Consider the following 14,914-nt stretch of genomic DNA (forward strand, 5'->3'; position numbering starts at 1 on the left):
TACAATGCAATAATTTGATGATTTTAACATTTTAGAAACAAATTATAAATTATTCATAAATAATTCAATGATATTTTATACCTGTCAAAACAAAGGAGGTATAAAAGATGGCTAAATCAAAATTAGTTAAGGTAAATGAAAAGATTGCTGATGAAGTTGTTAGTGATTATAAAAAAATTGAAAATGGCTTCGTTGATGGATTTAATAAAATATCTGATCGCTTTGTTGAAAATTATTTAACTAAAGATGGAGAATCAGTAGATGAAGCTAAAGTAAGACTTAATCAAGAAAAAAACAAAGAGCTAAAAAAAGAAAATAAAAAGGTAGTGTCAAATAAGTTATGAAAAAAAGTAATTTTGTTGCAATGATTTTAGGTATTATTGGAGGTATTTTATTTGCACTAGGGGCTTGTATGACTATGATTCCAGAATGGAATGCTTTTCAACCAGGAATTGTTATGGGAGTTGTCGGTTTAGTTGTTTTATTAATTATGATTTTAATTTGGCGTAAGATGGAAAATAAAAGTCCAATTAAGTTATCTGGTAAAACTATTTTAGCAACATTAATAGGTATTGTCGGTGCATTATTATTTGGTGTAGGAATGTGTATGGCAATGGTATGGAGTGACATGATTGTTGGTATTTGTGTTGGTATCGTAGGAATTGTAGTGTTACTTTGTTTAATTCCTTTTGTAAAAGGATTAAAATAATTTTGAGTAATTATTGATTTTATTTATATAATTTATGGGTAAAAGAAGGTTTGGGATAATCTTCTTTTTTATATAGAACTTGAAATTTAAAAACAAGTAGCTTTAATTAATGCTTTTTAGGTATAACAATCTATAAAAGATAAGTATTGGCTATTTTGGTTTAAAGAAGCTAAAATATTAATCGAAGGAGTGATAGAAATGTTAGGTAATTTTGAATATTCTAATCCAACAAAATTGTATTTTGGAGAAAATTCTTTAGATTTTTTAAATCAGGAATTAGCTAAATATGGTGATAATGTTATGCTGGTCTACGGTGGTGGATCAATTAAGAAAAATGGTATTTATGATCAGGTTGTAAATATTTTAAAAGCCAATAACAAAAATATTTTTGAAGATAGTGGTGTAATGCCAAATCCAACGGTAGAAAAATTATACGAAGGATGTAAAATTGCAAAAGAAAATAACGTTGATTTGATCTTAGCTGTTGGTGGCGGTTCAGTATGTGATTATTCTAAAGCTGTTTCTGTATCAGCATATTGTGAAGAAGATCCTTGGGACAAATATTATTTAAGAATGGAAGATGTTGATAACAAAATTATTCCTGTTGGTTGTGTATTAACAATGGTTGGAACTGGTTCAGAAATGAACGGTGGTGCTGTTATTACAAATCATGAAACTAAATTAAAAATTGGACATGTTTTTGGTGACAATGTTTTCCCTAAATTTTCAATTTTAAATCCAACTTTCACATATACTCTACCAAGATATCAAATGGTAGCTGGTTTCTATGATATTATGTCACATATCTTAGAACAATATTTCTCTGGTGATGATGATAATACTTCAGATTATATTGCTGAAGGTTTATTAAAATCATTAATCAATAGTTCTAAAGTAACTATTAAAGATCCAGAAAACTATGAAGCACGAAGCAATATTATGTGGATTGCAACATGGGCTTTAAACACATTGATTGCTAAAGGTAAAGCAACTGATTGGATGGTTCATATGATTGGACAATCTGTAGGTGCCTATACTGATGCTACTCATGGTATGACATTGGCAGCAGTATCAATGGCATATTATCATCATATTATGGAAGCTGGTTTACCAAAATTTAAACGTTATGCAATTAATGTTTGGAATGTAAATCCTGAAGGAAAAACTGATTTAGAAATTGCTAATGCCGGTTTAGATGCAATGGAAGCATGGATGAATGAAATCGGCTTAGTAATGAATCTTACTGATTTAGGAGTAAAAGAAGACATGCTTGAAGGTATCGCTGATGGTACATTTATCAACCAAGGCGGTTATAAAGTTTTAACACATGATGAAATTGTTGAAATATTAAAAGAAAGTATGTAAAACTATAAATTGAATAACACAACTATATAAAAAGATATCCTAAAATAATTGGGATATCTTTTTATTATATTTACAACAAAAGAAAAGCCTGCTTATCTTGATAACAAAGTATCTTTAACTATATAATTATATATATTATAAGCTGAAAAAAATTTACTTTACTAGAAATAGACATAAATAAAATAAGTGGTAAGGTAGAAAATGGAGGTAATTATGAATATACAAACATTATTAGAAAAAGCAGATACAGTTATTAAAGATGAAAAGTTAAAAGAAATGTTTAAAAAATGTTTTCTATCAACAATAGAAACAAGTATGAAAGTTGAAGGTGATAAAACTTATATTATCACTGGTGATATTAATGCTATGTGGCTACGTGATTCTAGCTGTCAGGTAAATCATTATCTAGACTATATTAATGATGATGAAGATCTAAGATTAAAAATCAAAGGATTGATTAAGGCCCAAATCGATTATGTTTTATTAGATCCTTATGCTAATGCTTTTTTAAACACTGAAGATACTATAAGAGAATATCATGATACTACTATCATGAAACCATATGTATGGGAAAGAAAATATGAAGTTGACTCATTATGTTATCCAATCAAATTAGCCTATCAATATTATCGTCAGTGTAATGATGCTTCTATTTTCGATCAAACATACTTACATTTTATTAATGTTTTCTTAGATACAATTGAAACAGAACAATATCATAGTCAAAAATCATCATATACATTTGAAAGAGATATGGCTAAAAAATGGAATCTAAGAAAAACAGAAACATTACAAAATCATGGTCATGGTTTTGATACCCGTTATACGGGAATGACATGGAGTGCTTTTAGACCAAGTGATGATGCTTGTGCTTTAAATTATAATATTCCTGGTAATATGTTTTGTAGTGTTGTTTTAGGATACTTAGAGCAAATTGTTGATGAAATATACCATGATCAATATTTAAAGGAAAGAATTATTGATTTAAAATTTCAAATCGATTATGGAATTGAATTATTTGGGACTTACTTACATCCTAAATATGGTAAAATTTATGCTTATGAAACTGATGGATATGGTAATCATGTGCTAATGGATGATGCTAACGTTCCTAGTTTACTTTCAATTCCTTATCTAGAATATACTGATATTGATGATGAAATATATCAAAATACTCGTAAATTTATTTTAAGTAAAGATAATCCATATTATTATCAAGGAAAACTGGCAAAAGGAATTGGTTCACCCCATACTTGGAAAGAATATGTTTGGCCAATAGCACTTACTATGCAGGCATTAACTTCTAATGATCCTGATGAAATTAATGAACTTATTTCAATGATTGTAAATAATACCGGTAATACTGGATATTGTCATGAAAGTTTTGATGTAAACGATGATAGCAAGTATACTAGAGAGTGGTTTTGCTGGGCTAATTCATTATTTGCAGAATTGATTATTAAAACATGTCTTAAATAATTGTTTATATGTGAAAAATCAGTATAATTTTTCAAGAAGGATAAACTCCTTCTTTTTTTATTTGATCTTTAGAAAAAATATTACCAGTTCTGTAATTCAAATCTGAAAGCGCTTTTTATATACTTGTAGTTGTCAAAGGGAGGAAAATAAGAAAATGAAATTTATTATGTCATTATTAGAAAAATATCTAATGCCGTTTTCTAATAAAATTACCGCAAACAAATTATTAAATGCGATTAAAGACGCTTGTATTTTAACCAGCCCATTTACAGTTGTTGGTTCTTTAGCAGGACTAATTAGTCAACAAGCCAATTACTGGTGTGGTGAATGGGGAATATCATTAGATGGTATTTTTGGAAGTATTGTTGATACATTCGCTAATATTAATACAGTAGCAATGGGGCTTACTGGTTTAGTTGTTGTATTAGCTTCTTCTTATAATTATGCTACTCAACTCAAAGGAAATAAAAAAGGTGATAAATGTGTTCCTTTAGTTGCTTGTGTTGTATCATTAATTGCTTATATTGCTACTATTCCAAATGCAATTGATGTTGGTGATTCAACTATTACTGCATTCCAAATTAACTTCTTCAATTATGAAGGGATGTTTACAGGAATGGTTATTGGATTAGCATCTGCATACTTATATTATCATTTAGTTAATTCAAAATATACAATTAAATTACCTGGACAAGTTCCACCAATGGTATTGAGTTCATTTTTATCAATTATTCCATTTTTTGTAATCATGGTTGTTTTTTCAGGAATTAAAGAGATTGTAACTTCATGTGGATTTGCATCACTACAAGAATTATTTACACAATTTATTATTACACCATTAAACGGAATTGGTACTGGATTACCAGCTGTTATTTTAGTAATTATTATTATGCAATTATTATGGTTCTTTGGAGTTCATGGTTTTTCAATCATGTGGGGTCTAATTTCAGTATTATGGATGCCAATTTTCTATGAACACATTCAAATTTTTGTGGAAACAGGATCTTTTGATAAAATTACAGAAGTAGCACCAAATACATTATGTAATGTTTACGCTATGATTGGTGGTTCTGGATCAACATTAGCTTTAGTTGTCTTATTATTAGTATTAGGTAAAAAAGGTTCTGCCGAAAGATCAATTGGAAAAGTTGCAATTATTCCAGGATTATTTGGTATTAATGAACCAGTAACATTTGGATTACCTATCGTATTAAATCCAATTATGTTTATTCCATTTGTATTTGTACCAGTTGTTAATGCAATTATCGGTTACTTTGCAACATCTTGGGGCTTAGTAAACCATTTAGTTGTATTGAACTCTGGGGTTGAACCAATTTTTGTTAATGCATGGGTACTTGGTGCCTTTACAATGAGTCCGGTTGTTTTATGTATAGTACTATTTATTATTGATTTAATTTTATATTATCCATTTGTAAAACTACAAATTAAACAAAATAGTATTGAAGCAGAGAGTGAAGGTGTTGTTCTTGAGTAGAATACATTTTATCCCTCATGTTCATTGGGATCGTGAATGGCTTCGTTCAACAGACGCTTCAAGAATTAAATTAGTATACTTTTTTGATCGATTAATCGATATGCTGGAAAATGACAGTAAGATGGAATGTTTTACATTTGATGGTCAAACAGCAGCTTTAGAAGATTATTTAGCTATTAAACCATATCAAAAAGAAAAAATTAGTAAACTAGTTAGTGAAAGAAAATTATTGATTGGTCCATGGTATGTCCAGCCAGATATGATTATTCCTTCTGGTGAAGCCCTAATTAGAAATTTATTAGTAGGTTCAAAATATGCTAGCTCATTAGGACATTGTATGAATGTTGGCTGGGTACCGGACGCTTTTGGTCAAAACAAAGTTACACCTTATTTATTTAAAGAATTAGGAATGAAAGGTGTCTATGCTTGGCGTGGTTTTGATTACGAATGTTTAGATGATTCATTGTTTTTATGGAAAGGAAATGGCAATACTGTTTTACCAGCAGTTCATTTTGCCTTGGGTTATGGACATTATCGTGGTTTCCCTGAAGATTATCAGGAAGTAAAAAAGGATATGGAAAATTTCATTCCTAAATTAAAAGCTCGTTATCAAGATCAAGAAGTATTATTCATGCTTGGTAGTGATTACGCTTTTCCAAGAAGACATGCCTCAAAGACAATTGAACAATTAAAAAAAGATGGTTATAACTGTCAAATGAATAATCCAGAAGATTATTTAGATACATTGTTACAAGCAGCTAAAAACAATAATCATCAATTAAATGTTTATGAAGGAGAGGCTCGTAGTGCCGCTTTAGGAAGAATTCATGCTGGAATTACTTCAACTAGAATTGATATCAAAAATGCCATGCGTTATTATGAAACAATGATGGCTAAAGTTGTTGAACCAATGATTGGGATTACTCGAGCATTAGGTGGTTACTGTGATCAAGAACTAGTTAATTATTTCTGGAAGATAATTTTCAAAAATCAATTCCATGATTCAATTTATAGTTCATCACCTGATAGTATCAATCATACAGTTGAAAATCGTTTATTAAATTTACGACATGGTTTAAATGAACTAATCTGGATGAATTTTAGATATTTAGCTGAAAAAACAGATTTAAGTTCACTAAAAGAAAATGAAGATATTTTAGTTTTATTTAATACCTTACCATATCAAAGAAATGATTATGCTTTTGTTAGTATGATCGTTAAAAATAAAGACTTTGTTTTAAAAAGACAAGATGGTTCAATTGTGCCTTATCAATTGACAAATGAAATAATTGATACTTGTCACGATATTGAATATTATAATGGAATGGAAAATTTCCATGATTCTGGAGAAGTATTAGAAGGAACTAAATTTAAAGTTCAACTAAAAATAGCTACTTCATTTTTACCAGCAATGGGTTATGAAATATTAAAAGTATGCTTTAATGAAACAACCGAAAATAATATTGATGGTGATGTAACTGTTTTTGAAAACGGAGCTGAAAATAAATATTTAAAAATTAAGATAGAAGCTAATGGAACAGTTACTGCAACAAACAAAATCACTAACGAAACATATCGTAATTTAAATACTTTTGTTGAAAAAGGTGATGATGGTGATGAATATAATTATTCACCATGTGTTGATGATCAAGAAATTTGTCTTAACGAAACTAAACCAACTATTACCTTAATTGAATCATCTCCAATTGAAGTCAAATATCGACTTGTATATAAGACAATGGTTCCTGAAAAGGTTGTTGATCATCATCGAGTTGCTGAATTAAAAGAATTAAATATAATTAGTGATGTTTCTTTAAAAGCTAATAGTCAAACAATTGATTTTAAAACAACAGTTGAAAATCATTCATCAGATCACATCGTACGAGTTACTTTTGATGATTTATATGAATCTTTACAAAACTGTAGTCAAGATCAATTTGGAACAATAATTAGAGATAATGTAATTGGAAATCAAAAAAGTTTAGAAGATGGTGCAACAGAATACGTTTTACCAATTTATGCAATGCAACGTTTTGTTAAATTGAATCACCAAAATTCAATTATGGCATTAATTAGTAAAGGTCCTTTAGAATATGAAGTTGAAGCTAACCAACGTCTATGTTTAACATTACTTAGAAGTGTTGGTAAATTTGGAAAAGCTGATTTATTAATTAGACCAGGTAGATCTTCTGGATATCGAATGGATACTCCATCTTCACAACTATTAGATAAATCAATTACTAGTGAATACTCAATCTTTTTAGGAAAAGCTGATCAAATGAGTGATTTGATTAGAAATGCTGAAGTTTTAAATACGCCAGTACAAAGTCGTTATTTAAATGATATTAGTCGTCATAAAAATGATAACTTAGCTTGGTGTAATAGTATTTTCAAATTAGATCCAAGAGTTGAATTGATGGCTTATAAAAAATGTGAACAAGGTAATGGATCAGTTGTTCGAATCTTAAATAATCGTGATGACGATGTTGCAGAGGTAATTCTTACATTATCTAAAGATAAGCAGTGTTATTTGGCTAATGTTCAAGAAGAGAAACTTGAAAAGTTAGAAAATGAAAACGGTCAAATTTTAATTAAAAACATTATGGCAAATACTTTCATTACTGTTATAATAGAGTAGATTTTTTCTACTCTATTTTCACATGAAAGGATGGTACCCAAGGATGAGTTTAATCAAAAACTTTCAGAAGTATGGTAATAACTTAACAGAATTAGAAATTGAGTCATTTCAAAAATTATTAACTTTTGAAAATTTAGAACCCAGTCTAACAATATCCTCACTTGCCGATGCATTAAATGTATCAACAACTACTATTTTTAGAATGGTAAAAAAACTAAATTATAAATCATTTATGGATTTTCGCTATGATCTTTTATATCAGCGTCAAGATGAATTTGTTTATAAAAAATCTAGTAAAGACGCTTTAGATACAATGGAAAAAGAAATCCGTGATACTATGACAATGCTTAGAAGTGTCGATATTGATGATGCCGTTAAAGATATTGTTAATGCTAAAAGTGTTCTTATTTGTTCATCAGGAATGAATAAATATGTAGCTAAAATATTAGCAGTTAAATTAAGTTTATATGGAATTAGAACAATTTATCCTGATGATAGCTGGTTTTTATATTTAGAAGCTAATAATCTTACCAAGGATGACTTTGTTATTGTACTTTCGCGCAGTGGCGCAACGGAATCAATCCTTGATGCGATGAAAAATGCCAAACTTAGTGGTTGTAAAATATTGCTGATTACTGAAAAAAAGGCTGCGCCAATGACTAGACTATCAGATTATGTAATCAATGTTTCAGTTTCAGAAGATGAAGGATATGATATTGATTCCCGTTTACATATTCATTTGGCGATTGAATATTTATTAAGAGAAATAGTTAATCAATATTTATATAATAAAAGATATTTATAGATAAGCAGGAAGATAGAAATGGTAGAAAAAATTGTAGAGCAAATGACAATAAAAGAAAAAGTCGGTCAGTTAAATCAACATTTATATGGCTGGCAATGTTATCAAAAAGTTGATGATCACTATGAATTAACAGATACTTTTAAAAATCATGTTAAAGAATTTGGCGGTGTTGGAGCTATTTATGGAATCATGCGCGCTGATGCCTGGTCTAAAATCGACAAAGATAACGGAATTAGTAGAGAAGATAGTTTTAAAGTTATTACAATGATTCAAGAATACATCAAAGATCATTCTCGTTTTAAAATACCAGCTTTAATTAGTGAAGAATGTGTTCATGGTCACATGGCTTTAAAAAGTGCAGTATTTCCAACTCAACTAGCAATGGGAATGACTTGGGATGTTGATTTAATGGAACGAGTAAGTCAAAATGTTAGCCAGGAGTTAGCAGCTAAAGGTGGAAACTTAGCGTTATTTACTGGTTTTGATGTTTTAAGAGATCCTCGCTGGGGACGTAGTGAAGAATGTTTTAGTGAAGACCCCTTTTTAACAAGTCAAATGGTTAAAGCAGCAGTTACTGGTTTTCAAAAAGAAGATAATGGTGTTGGAGTTGTTGTTAAACATCTATGTGGACAAGGTGCTAGTGTGGGTGGACATAATTCCGATGCTGCTAATATTGGGATGCGTGAACTTCGAGAAATTCATTTACCACCAGTTCAATCGGCTAGTAAAACTCAAGCTAAAGCGGTCATGGCTGCTTATAATGAAATTGATGGTATTCCTTGTCATGTTAATAAAAATCTTCTTAGTGATATATTAAGAAAAGAATATGATTTTAAAGGAATTGTAATGGCTGATGGCTGTGCTTTAGATCGTCTGTTATTGATGAATAATAATCCTTTACAAATGGCTAGTAAAGCATTAAAGGCTGGGGTTGATTTAAGCCTTTGGGATCAAGTTTATTTAAAATTAGAAGAGGCTATTAAACAAGGTTATCTGCAAGAAAAAGAGTTAGATGAGGCTGTTATTAGAGTTTTAAAACTAAAAGAAAAACTAGGTCTTTTTAACGAGTCTAAAAATATTTCTTTACCTGAAAGTGGTGACTTATTACTTGAATGTGCTAGAGAATGTCAAACATTACTAAAAAATGAAAATGATATTTTGCCACTATCTAAGGATAAAAAAATTGCTGTTATTGGTCCTAATGCAAATAATTATTTAAATCAATTAGGTGATTATACCGCTTATCAAGAAGAAAAGGATATTGTTACTGTTTTACAAGGGATTGCTAAAAAAACTAAGTATAAACCAGCTTATGCTTTAGGATGTACAACTCGGCTTAAGCAATTTGAAAATCTTGATGAAACATTAAAAATAGCTAAAGAAGCTGATGTAGTTGTTTTAGTATTAGGGGGTAATAGTACTCGCTTATATGAAAATGCTTTTGAAAATAATGGGGCTTTAAAAATACAGGAGCATAACGAAATGAATTGTGGTGAAAATATTGATTTAGCTTCATTAGAATTAGAAGGTTATCAAAATAAGTTATTAAAAGAAGTTAGTAAAGTTAATCCTAATATTGTTACTGTTTTAATTCAAGGTAGACCTCATGTAATTGATCAGGTTTTAAAATATTCTAAAGCAGTCCTTGCAGGTTTTTATCCTGGGGCTCGTGGTGGTGATGGTATCAGTGATGTCTTGTTTGGTGACTATAATCCAAGCGGTCATTTAACAGTGTCTTTACCACGTCATGTAGGAGCATTACCATGTTATTATAATCATAAATATAATGGCGCTCAAAAAGATTATGTTGATTTAGCACCAGGACCATTATTACCATTTGGATATGGTTTAAGTTATTCTGATTTTGTTTATAAAAATATAAACATGCCTAGTAAAATTAGTTTACAGCAGTTAAAAAAAGAAGGTTTTACAATTTCTTTAGATGTTTGTAATTTAAGTAACAACGATGGTAAAGATGTGGTTCAAGTATATTTAAAACACTTAAATGCCTCAATTGTTGTTAGAGTTTTAGAGTTAAAAGGATTTAAAAAAGTATTTGTTCCTAAATCATCTAAAACAAATGTTGAAATAACTCTTACATATGAAGATTTTGCTTTATGGGATGAGTTTATGAATTTTACAGTTGAGCCAGGTGAAGTTCTTGTTTGTGTTGGACAAGATAGTCAAAACTATCAAGAATTTAAAGTGGTTGTATCTAAGGAGCTTTAAAATAGCTCCTTTTTAGTTTAGATAATAATGCTTTTTTATAAAAGTTAGAAATAAATGATAACTAATAAAAAACTCAATAATTTGGGGTTTTTAATTGTTGTAATATGGTATGATATAGTTGTTAATAATATTAGGTAAAGGAGAAAATAAAAAAATGTATGATGATAAAAATATCTGCTTAGAATTGGAAGATGGTGGTTATGAATATTATCCAGTAGCTCCTGAAATAGTACAAACTTCAAATTTCAAGTTCAAAAATTTCCAACATTATGTAGATGTTAATGCTAATGGTGAGTTTGCCTACACTTATACTCGAGGTGATAATCCAACTATTAAAATTTTAGAAGATAAGGTTGCTAAATTAGAAGGTGGACAAAAAGCTCGCGCATTTGCTTCAGGGATGGGTGCAATTTCAGGGACTATTTTAAGTTTAGTAAAACAAAATGACCATATCATTATTGTTAATACTGTTTATGGTTCTTCTGTTAAATTGATTCAACGATTAGAAAAATTTGGTGTTGAAAGCACTAAAATCGATGTATCAGATACTAAAGAAATCTTTAAATATATTAAAGATAATACTAAAATGATTTATTTTGAAAGTCCTTCATCACAAAAATTTGAAATGCTTGATTTAGAAATGATTGCTGATGTTGCTAAAGAAAAAGGGATTTATACTGTAATCGATAATACTTGGGCTACCCCATTGTTACAAAACCCATTAGCTCATGGAATTGATGTAGTTATTCATTCTTGTTCAAAATATATCGGTGGACATAGTGATATTGTTGGGGGAGTTGTTATTACTAATGAATCTTTAATGGAAAAGATTGATAATTTTGCAACTATCTTACTAGGAGCAACAATGACACCTATTAATGCCTGGTTAGCGATTAGAGGTTTAAGAACCTTACCAGTGCGTATTAAATCACAAAGCGAAACAGTCAAAAAAGTAATTGATACTTTAAAAAATCATGATAAAATTGAAAAAATTTATCATCCTTATGCTGGTGATTCACACCAAAAAGAATTAGCTGATCGTTATTTAAAAGGTTATGGTAGTTTATTAGGGATTGTATTAAAAGATGCTACACCAGAAATTATTGAAAGATTTATGGATTCTTTAAAACATTTTACTCTTGCATATAGCTGGGGTGGTTTTGAAAGTCTAGCTATGCCAGTATATAAAGGTAATAATGTTGAAGAATTAAAACAACGTGGTTTAGCGTTAGGTCATATTAGGGTATATTTAGGGCTTGAAGATAGCCAATTATTAATTGATGACTTTTTACAAGCACTTGAAAAAGCATATAATGGTCAATAAATAGTAAAAACATGTTATAAATTTAATAACATGTTTTTTTTGTGTAAAGATTTGATAAATATTTTTTGTCAATTTGTATAATAATAGCGTGACATTAGTCGAACAAGAGTGTTTCAAAAGCAATTATGGTTTCACCAAAAAAGAAATTTGGTTTACTGTTGTCATGTAAAAAAGAATCATATTTACCAATAATAATTGGTAAAGTAGAATCTTGATATATTGGCGATTCCTTACTAGCAATAAAACTAATAATAGGAATATTGTTTTTAGAAGCAGTAGTAACAATTTCACTTAAACGACGTGTTTTGCCAGAATAAGAAATTACAATCATAAGAGTATTTTCAAAAAATACCTGACTAAACATTTCCATGTGAACTACGCAAAGTGCTTGATAGCCCATTAAAGTTAATCGTTGTTGAATATATTCAGCAATAGGAGCTGAAAAGCCTAAGCCAAAAACAATAATTCGTTTAGATTTATCACTCATTAATGAAGAAAATTCTTTTTTATAATCAAGATATTTTTCATTGAAGTTGATAGTAGTATCCTTGGCAGATGTCAGATGATAAATCATATCACTGTAGCCTTTAAAACCGAATTTATTACATAGTTTATAGATAGTTGAGGTACTAGTATAGTTGTCTTTTGCCATTTGACGTATGCCAATAGACTTTAATTGAGAAATATTTTTTTGCATGTAAGATACAATCTGTTTTTCCAAATTATTTAATTCATACTTTTCAATTAAATGTTGAATATTCATAAACGCCACCTCTTATTCATTATGTCACAGAAAAAAGAAAGGAGCAAGGTTGAAAATGTACGATCCATGGTCAAAAATAACGACTAGAAATGGTTATGCGGGGGATGAAGTGATTTCTGCATTACAAAAATCAATTAGAAGAGGGTTAGAAGAACAAGCTTGTATGTTTGCATATGAATTATACATTTCTTCACCACAATTAGAAGAAAAATTATGGCGTAGACTTCTAACAATTTCAGTAGAAGACATTGGAATGGGTAATCCAATGGCAGCAATTATGGTTAATAATTTATATCAAATGAGTAGAGAATTTGATTATTCAGATGGTGATCGTCCAATGTATTTCATTCATGCGATTAGATATCTATGTCAATCTGAAAAAGATCGTTCAAGTGATTTATTAAAAAATATTTGTATTAAATCATTTGCAATGGGAAAATTCCCTGAAATTCCTGATTATGCATTGGATAAACATACTGTTAGAGGGCAAGCAATGGGTAGAGATTCTTTCCATTTCTTAAATGAAGCAAGCAAAGTATATCCACAAAAAGAAGTAGATAATGATTATAAAGAAAGATATGCTAAGATTTTAGAAGAATATGATCCAGAAAATGTTTGTGAAACAGCATTTAAATTTAATGGTTGGCAATTTTAATAAAAAAGGGGAACAAGGATGATTAATAAATTAGAAAAATGGTTAGCGCCATTATCAGATAAATTAGGGAACCAAAGACATTTACAAGCCATTTCTAATGGGATGATGATGTCTTTAGCGTTAATTGTAGTCGGTTCAATATTTTTAATTATTGCAAATCCGCCAATTAATTTAGATTTAGTTGATCTTGATACAGGTAATATCTTTATGAAAGCTTTAATTGCCTGGAAACAATGGGCGGTAGCTAATTATAATACAATTACAATTCCATATACAATGACAATGGGATTAATTGGTTTAGTAACAGCATTCGGTGTTGGTTATAGTTTAGCTGAAAGCTATAAGATGAAAGCAGCAATCAGTGGTATCATCTCTATGTGTGTTTTCTTAATGATTTGTGCACCAGTAGAAGATGGTAAACTTGCAATGACTTATTTAGGAGCAGATGGTTTATTCGTTGCTTTGATCGTTGGTTTATTATCAGTTGAAATCTGTCGGGTTGTTGGTAATAAAGTAGTATTCACTTTCCCTGGTAGTGTACCTAGTGCCGTAACAAACTTTGTTAATTCATTAATTCCATTAGCTGCTAATATTATTGTTATTTATGGTTTAAATTTAATTTTAATGGCAGCAAGTGGTAAATCATTACCAGATTTTATTATGAGTATTTTAACACCAGCGATATCAGGTGTTGATAATATTTGGGCTTATATGGCAATTTTTGCTTTTTCAAACATTTTATGGTTATTTGGTATTAATGGATCTTCAATTATTTTCCCAATTGTCTTTACATTAGGGGTAACTAATTCAGGATTAAATGCAGATTTAGTTAACGCTGGAAAAGCAGCTGAAAATGTTATGAATTTACAAATGTATCGTTATGCAGTTCTTGGTGGTGGTGGAAACACACTAGGGTTAGTATTATTAATGTGTTTTTCACATGTAAAACATTTAAGAACAATTGGAAAATTAAGTGTGGTACCAGGAATTTGTGGTATCAATGAACCGGTTATTTTTGGTGGACCAATTGTCTTAAATCCAATTCTTGCAATTCCATTTGTATTAATGCCATGTATTTCAATTTATTTAGGATATTTAGCACAATCATTAGGATGGGTTAGTATGGGATATATTGTTGATCCATCATTTACACCATTCTTTGCACAAGGATTCCTTTCAGCATTAGACTTTAGAAATGTAATCTTTATGTGTGTATTAATTGCAATAAGTATTGTAGTATATTATCCATTCTTCAAAGTTTATGAAAAATCATTAGCTGAAAAAGAAGGAACAGATAAATAATTATGATAACCAGGTTTAAAGCCTGGTTATTTTTTTTGCAACTAATAGTTTCTATTTTATTTTTTGATGTAAATTAAAGTTGGTAGCAGCAACTAGAAATAAGCGTCTATAGTAAAAATATAGAATTAATTTATTTTCAAAGGAGCTGTT

12 protein-coding genes are annotated in these 14,914 nt (G+C 29.5%); 11 read left to right on the plus strand and 1 reads right to left on the minus strand.

Going from position 1 to position 14,914, the window contains the following annotated elements; genetic code table 11:
- Window positions 1–107 precede the first annotated feature (107 nt).
- The 9 genes from ABGT36_RS00140 to ABGT36_RS00180 all read left to right on the plus strand — a co-directional run bounded on the left by ABGT36_RS00140 (window position 108) and on the right by ABGT36_RS00180 (window position 12,044).
- Window positions 108–344 carry a hypothetical protein gene (locus ABGT36_RS00140; protein WP_346676362.1) on the plus strand — a complete coding sequence of 79 codons (237 nt, stop codon included), beginning with the start codon at window positions 108–110 and terminating at the stop codon, window positions 342–344.
- Window positions 341–709, plus strand: a complete 369-nt coding sequence (locus ABGT36_RS00145; protein ID WP_346676363.1) for a hypothetical protein — start codon at window positions 341–343, stop codon at window positions 707–709. Before ABGT36_RS00140 ends, ABGT36_RS00145 begins: the two co-directional genes overlap by 4 nt.
- Before the next feature lie 198 nt (window positions 710–907).
- The gene (locus ABGT36_RS00150) at window positions 908–2,074 is read left to right on the plus strand and encodes an iron-containing alcohol dehydrogenase (RefSeq protein ID WP_346676364.1); all 1,167 of its coding nucleotides are present in this window, start codon (window positions 908–910) and stop codon (window positions 2,072–2,074) included.
- Between the two features lie 213 nt (window positions 2,075–2,287).
- Window positions 2,288–3,553, plus strand: a complete 1,266-nt coding sequence (locus ABGT36_RS00155; RefSeq protein ID WP_087373626.1) for a glycoside hydrolase family 125 protein — start codon at window positions 2,288–2,290, stop codon at window positions 3,551–3,553.
- Window positions 3,554–3,707: 154 nt separating this feature from the next.
- Window positions 3,708–5,048 carry a PTS sugar transporter subunit IIC gene (locus ABGT36_RS00160; RefSeq protein WP_087302010.1) on the plus strand — a complete coding sequence of 447 codons (1,341 nt, stop codon included), beginning with the start codon at window positions 3,708–3,710 and terminating at the stop codon, window positions 5,046–5,048.
- Window positions 5,032–7,686 (plus strand): glycoside hydrolase family 38 C-terminal domain-containing protein, encoded by a 2,655-nt coding sequence (locus ABGT36_RS00165; RefSeq protein ID WP_346676365.1) that lies wholly within the window; start codon window positions 5,032–5,034, stop codon window positions 7,684–7,686. The genes ABGT36_RS00160 and ABGT36_RS00165 overlap by 17 nt, the downstream gene beginning before the upstream one ends.
- A 43-nt stretch (window positions 7,687–7,729) precedes the next feature.
- A complete protein-coding gene (locus tag ABGT36_RS00170; RefSeq protein WP_087302014.1) occupies window positions 7,730–8,491 on the plus strand; it encodes a MurR/RpiR family transcriptional regulator in 762 nt (253 codons plus the stop codon).
- An 18-nt stretch (window positions 8,492–8,509) separates the two neighbouring features.
- Window positions 8,510–10,720 (plus strand): glycoside hydrolase family 3 N-terminal domain-containing protein, encoded by a 2,211-nt coding sequence (locus tag ABGT36_RS00175; protein WP_346676366.1) that lies wholly within the window; start codon window positions 8,510–8,512, stop codon window positions 10,718–10,720.
- A gap of 154 nt (window positions 10,721–10,874) precedes the next feature.
- The gene (locus tag ABGT36_RS00180; protein WP_296881747.1) at window positions 10,875–12,044 is read left to right on the plus strand and encodes a PLP-dependent aspartate aminotransferase family protein; all 1,170 of its coding nucleotides are present in this window, start codon (window positions 10,875–10,877) and stop codon (window positions 12,042–12,044) included.
- A 94-nt stretch (window positions 12,045–12,138) separates the two neighbouring features.
- On the opposite strand, the gene ABGT36_RS00185 is transcribed toward ABGT36_RS00180, so the two are convergent.
- Complete coding sequence (locus ABGT36_RS00185; protein ID WP_087302020.1) at window positions 12,139–12,807, minus strand: MurR/RpiR family transcriptional regulator; 669 nt, start codon at window positions 12,805–12,807, stop codon at window positions 12,139–12,141.
- A 55-nt stretch (window positions 12,808–12,862) separates the two neighbouring features.
- Here ABGT36_RS00185 and ABGT36_RS00190 point away from each other — a divergent pair, with 55 nt between their 5' ends.
- Window positions 12,863–13,462: a hypothetical protein gene (locus ABGT36_RS00190; RefSeq protein WP_087302022.1), complete on the plus strand. Its 600-nt coding sequence runs from the start codon at window positions 12,863–12,865 to the stop codon at window positions 13,460–13,462.
- Between the two features lie 18 nt (window positions 13,463–13,480).
- Complete coding sequence (locus tag ABGT36_RS00195) at window positions 13,481–14,764, plus strand: PTS sugar transporter subunit IIC (protein WP_087373617.1); 1,284 nt, start codon at window positions 13,481–13,483, stop codon at window positions 14,762–14,764.
- The last annotated feature ends 150 nt before the right edge of the window (window positions 14,765–14,914 follow it).

Source organism: Erysipelatoclostridium sp. An173, assembly GCF_963931465.1.
Taxonomy (GTDB): domain Bacteria; phylum Bacillota_I; class Bacilli_A; order Erysipelotrichales; family Coprobacillaceae; genus Thomasclavelia; species Thomasclavelia merdavium.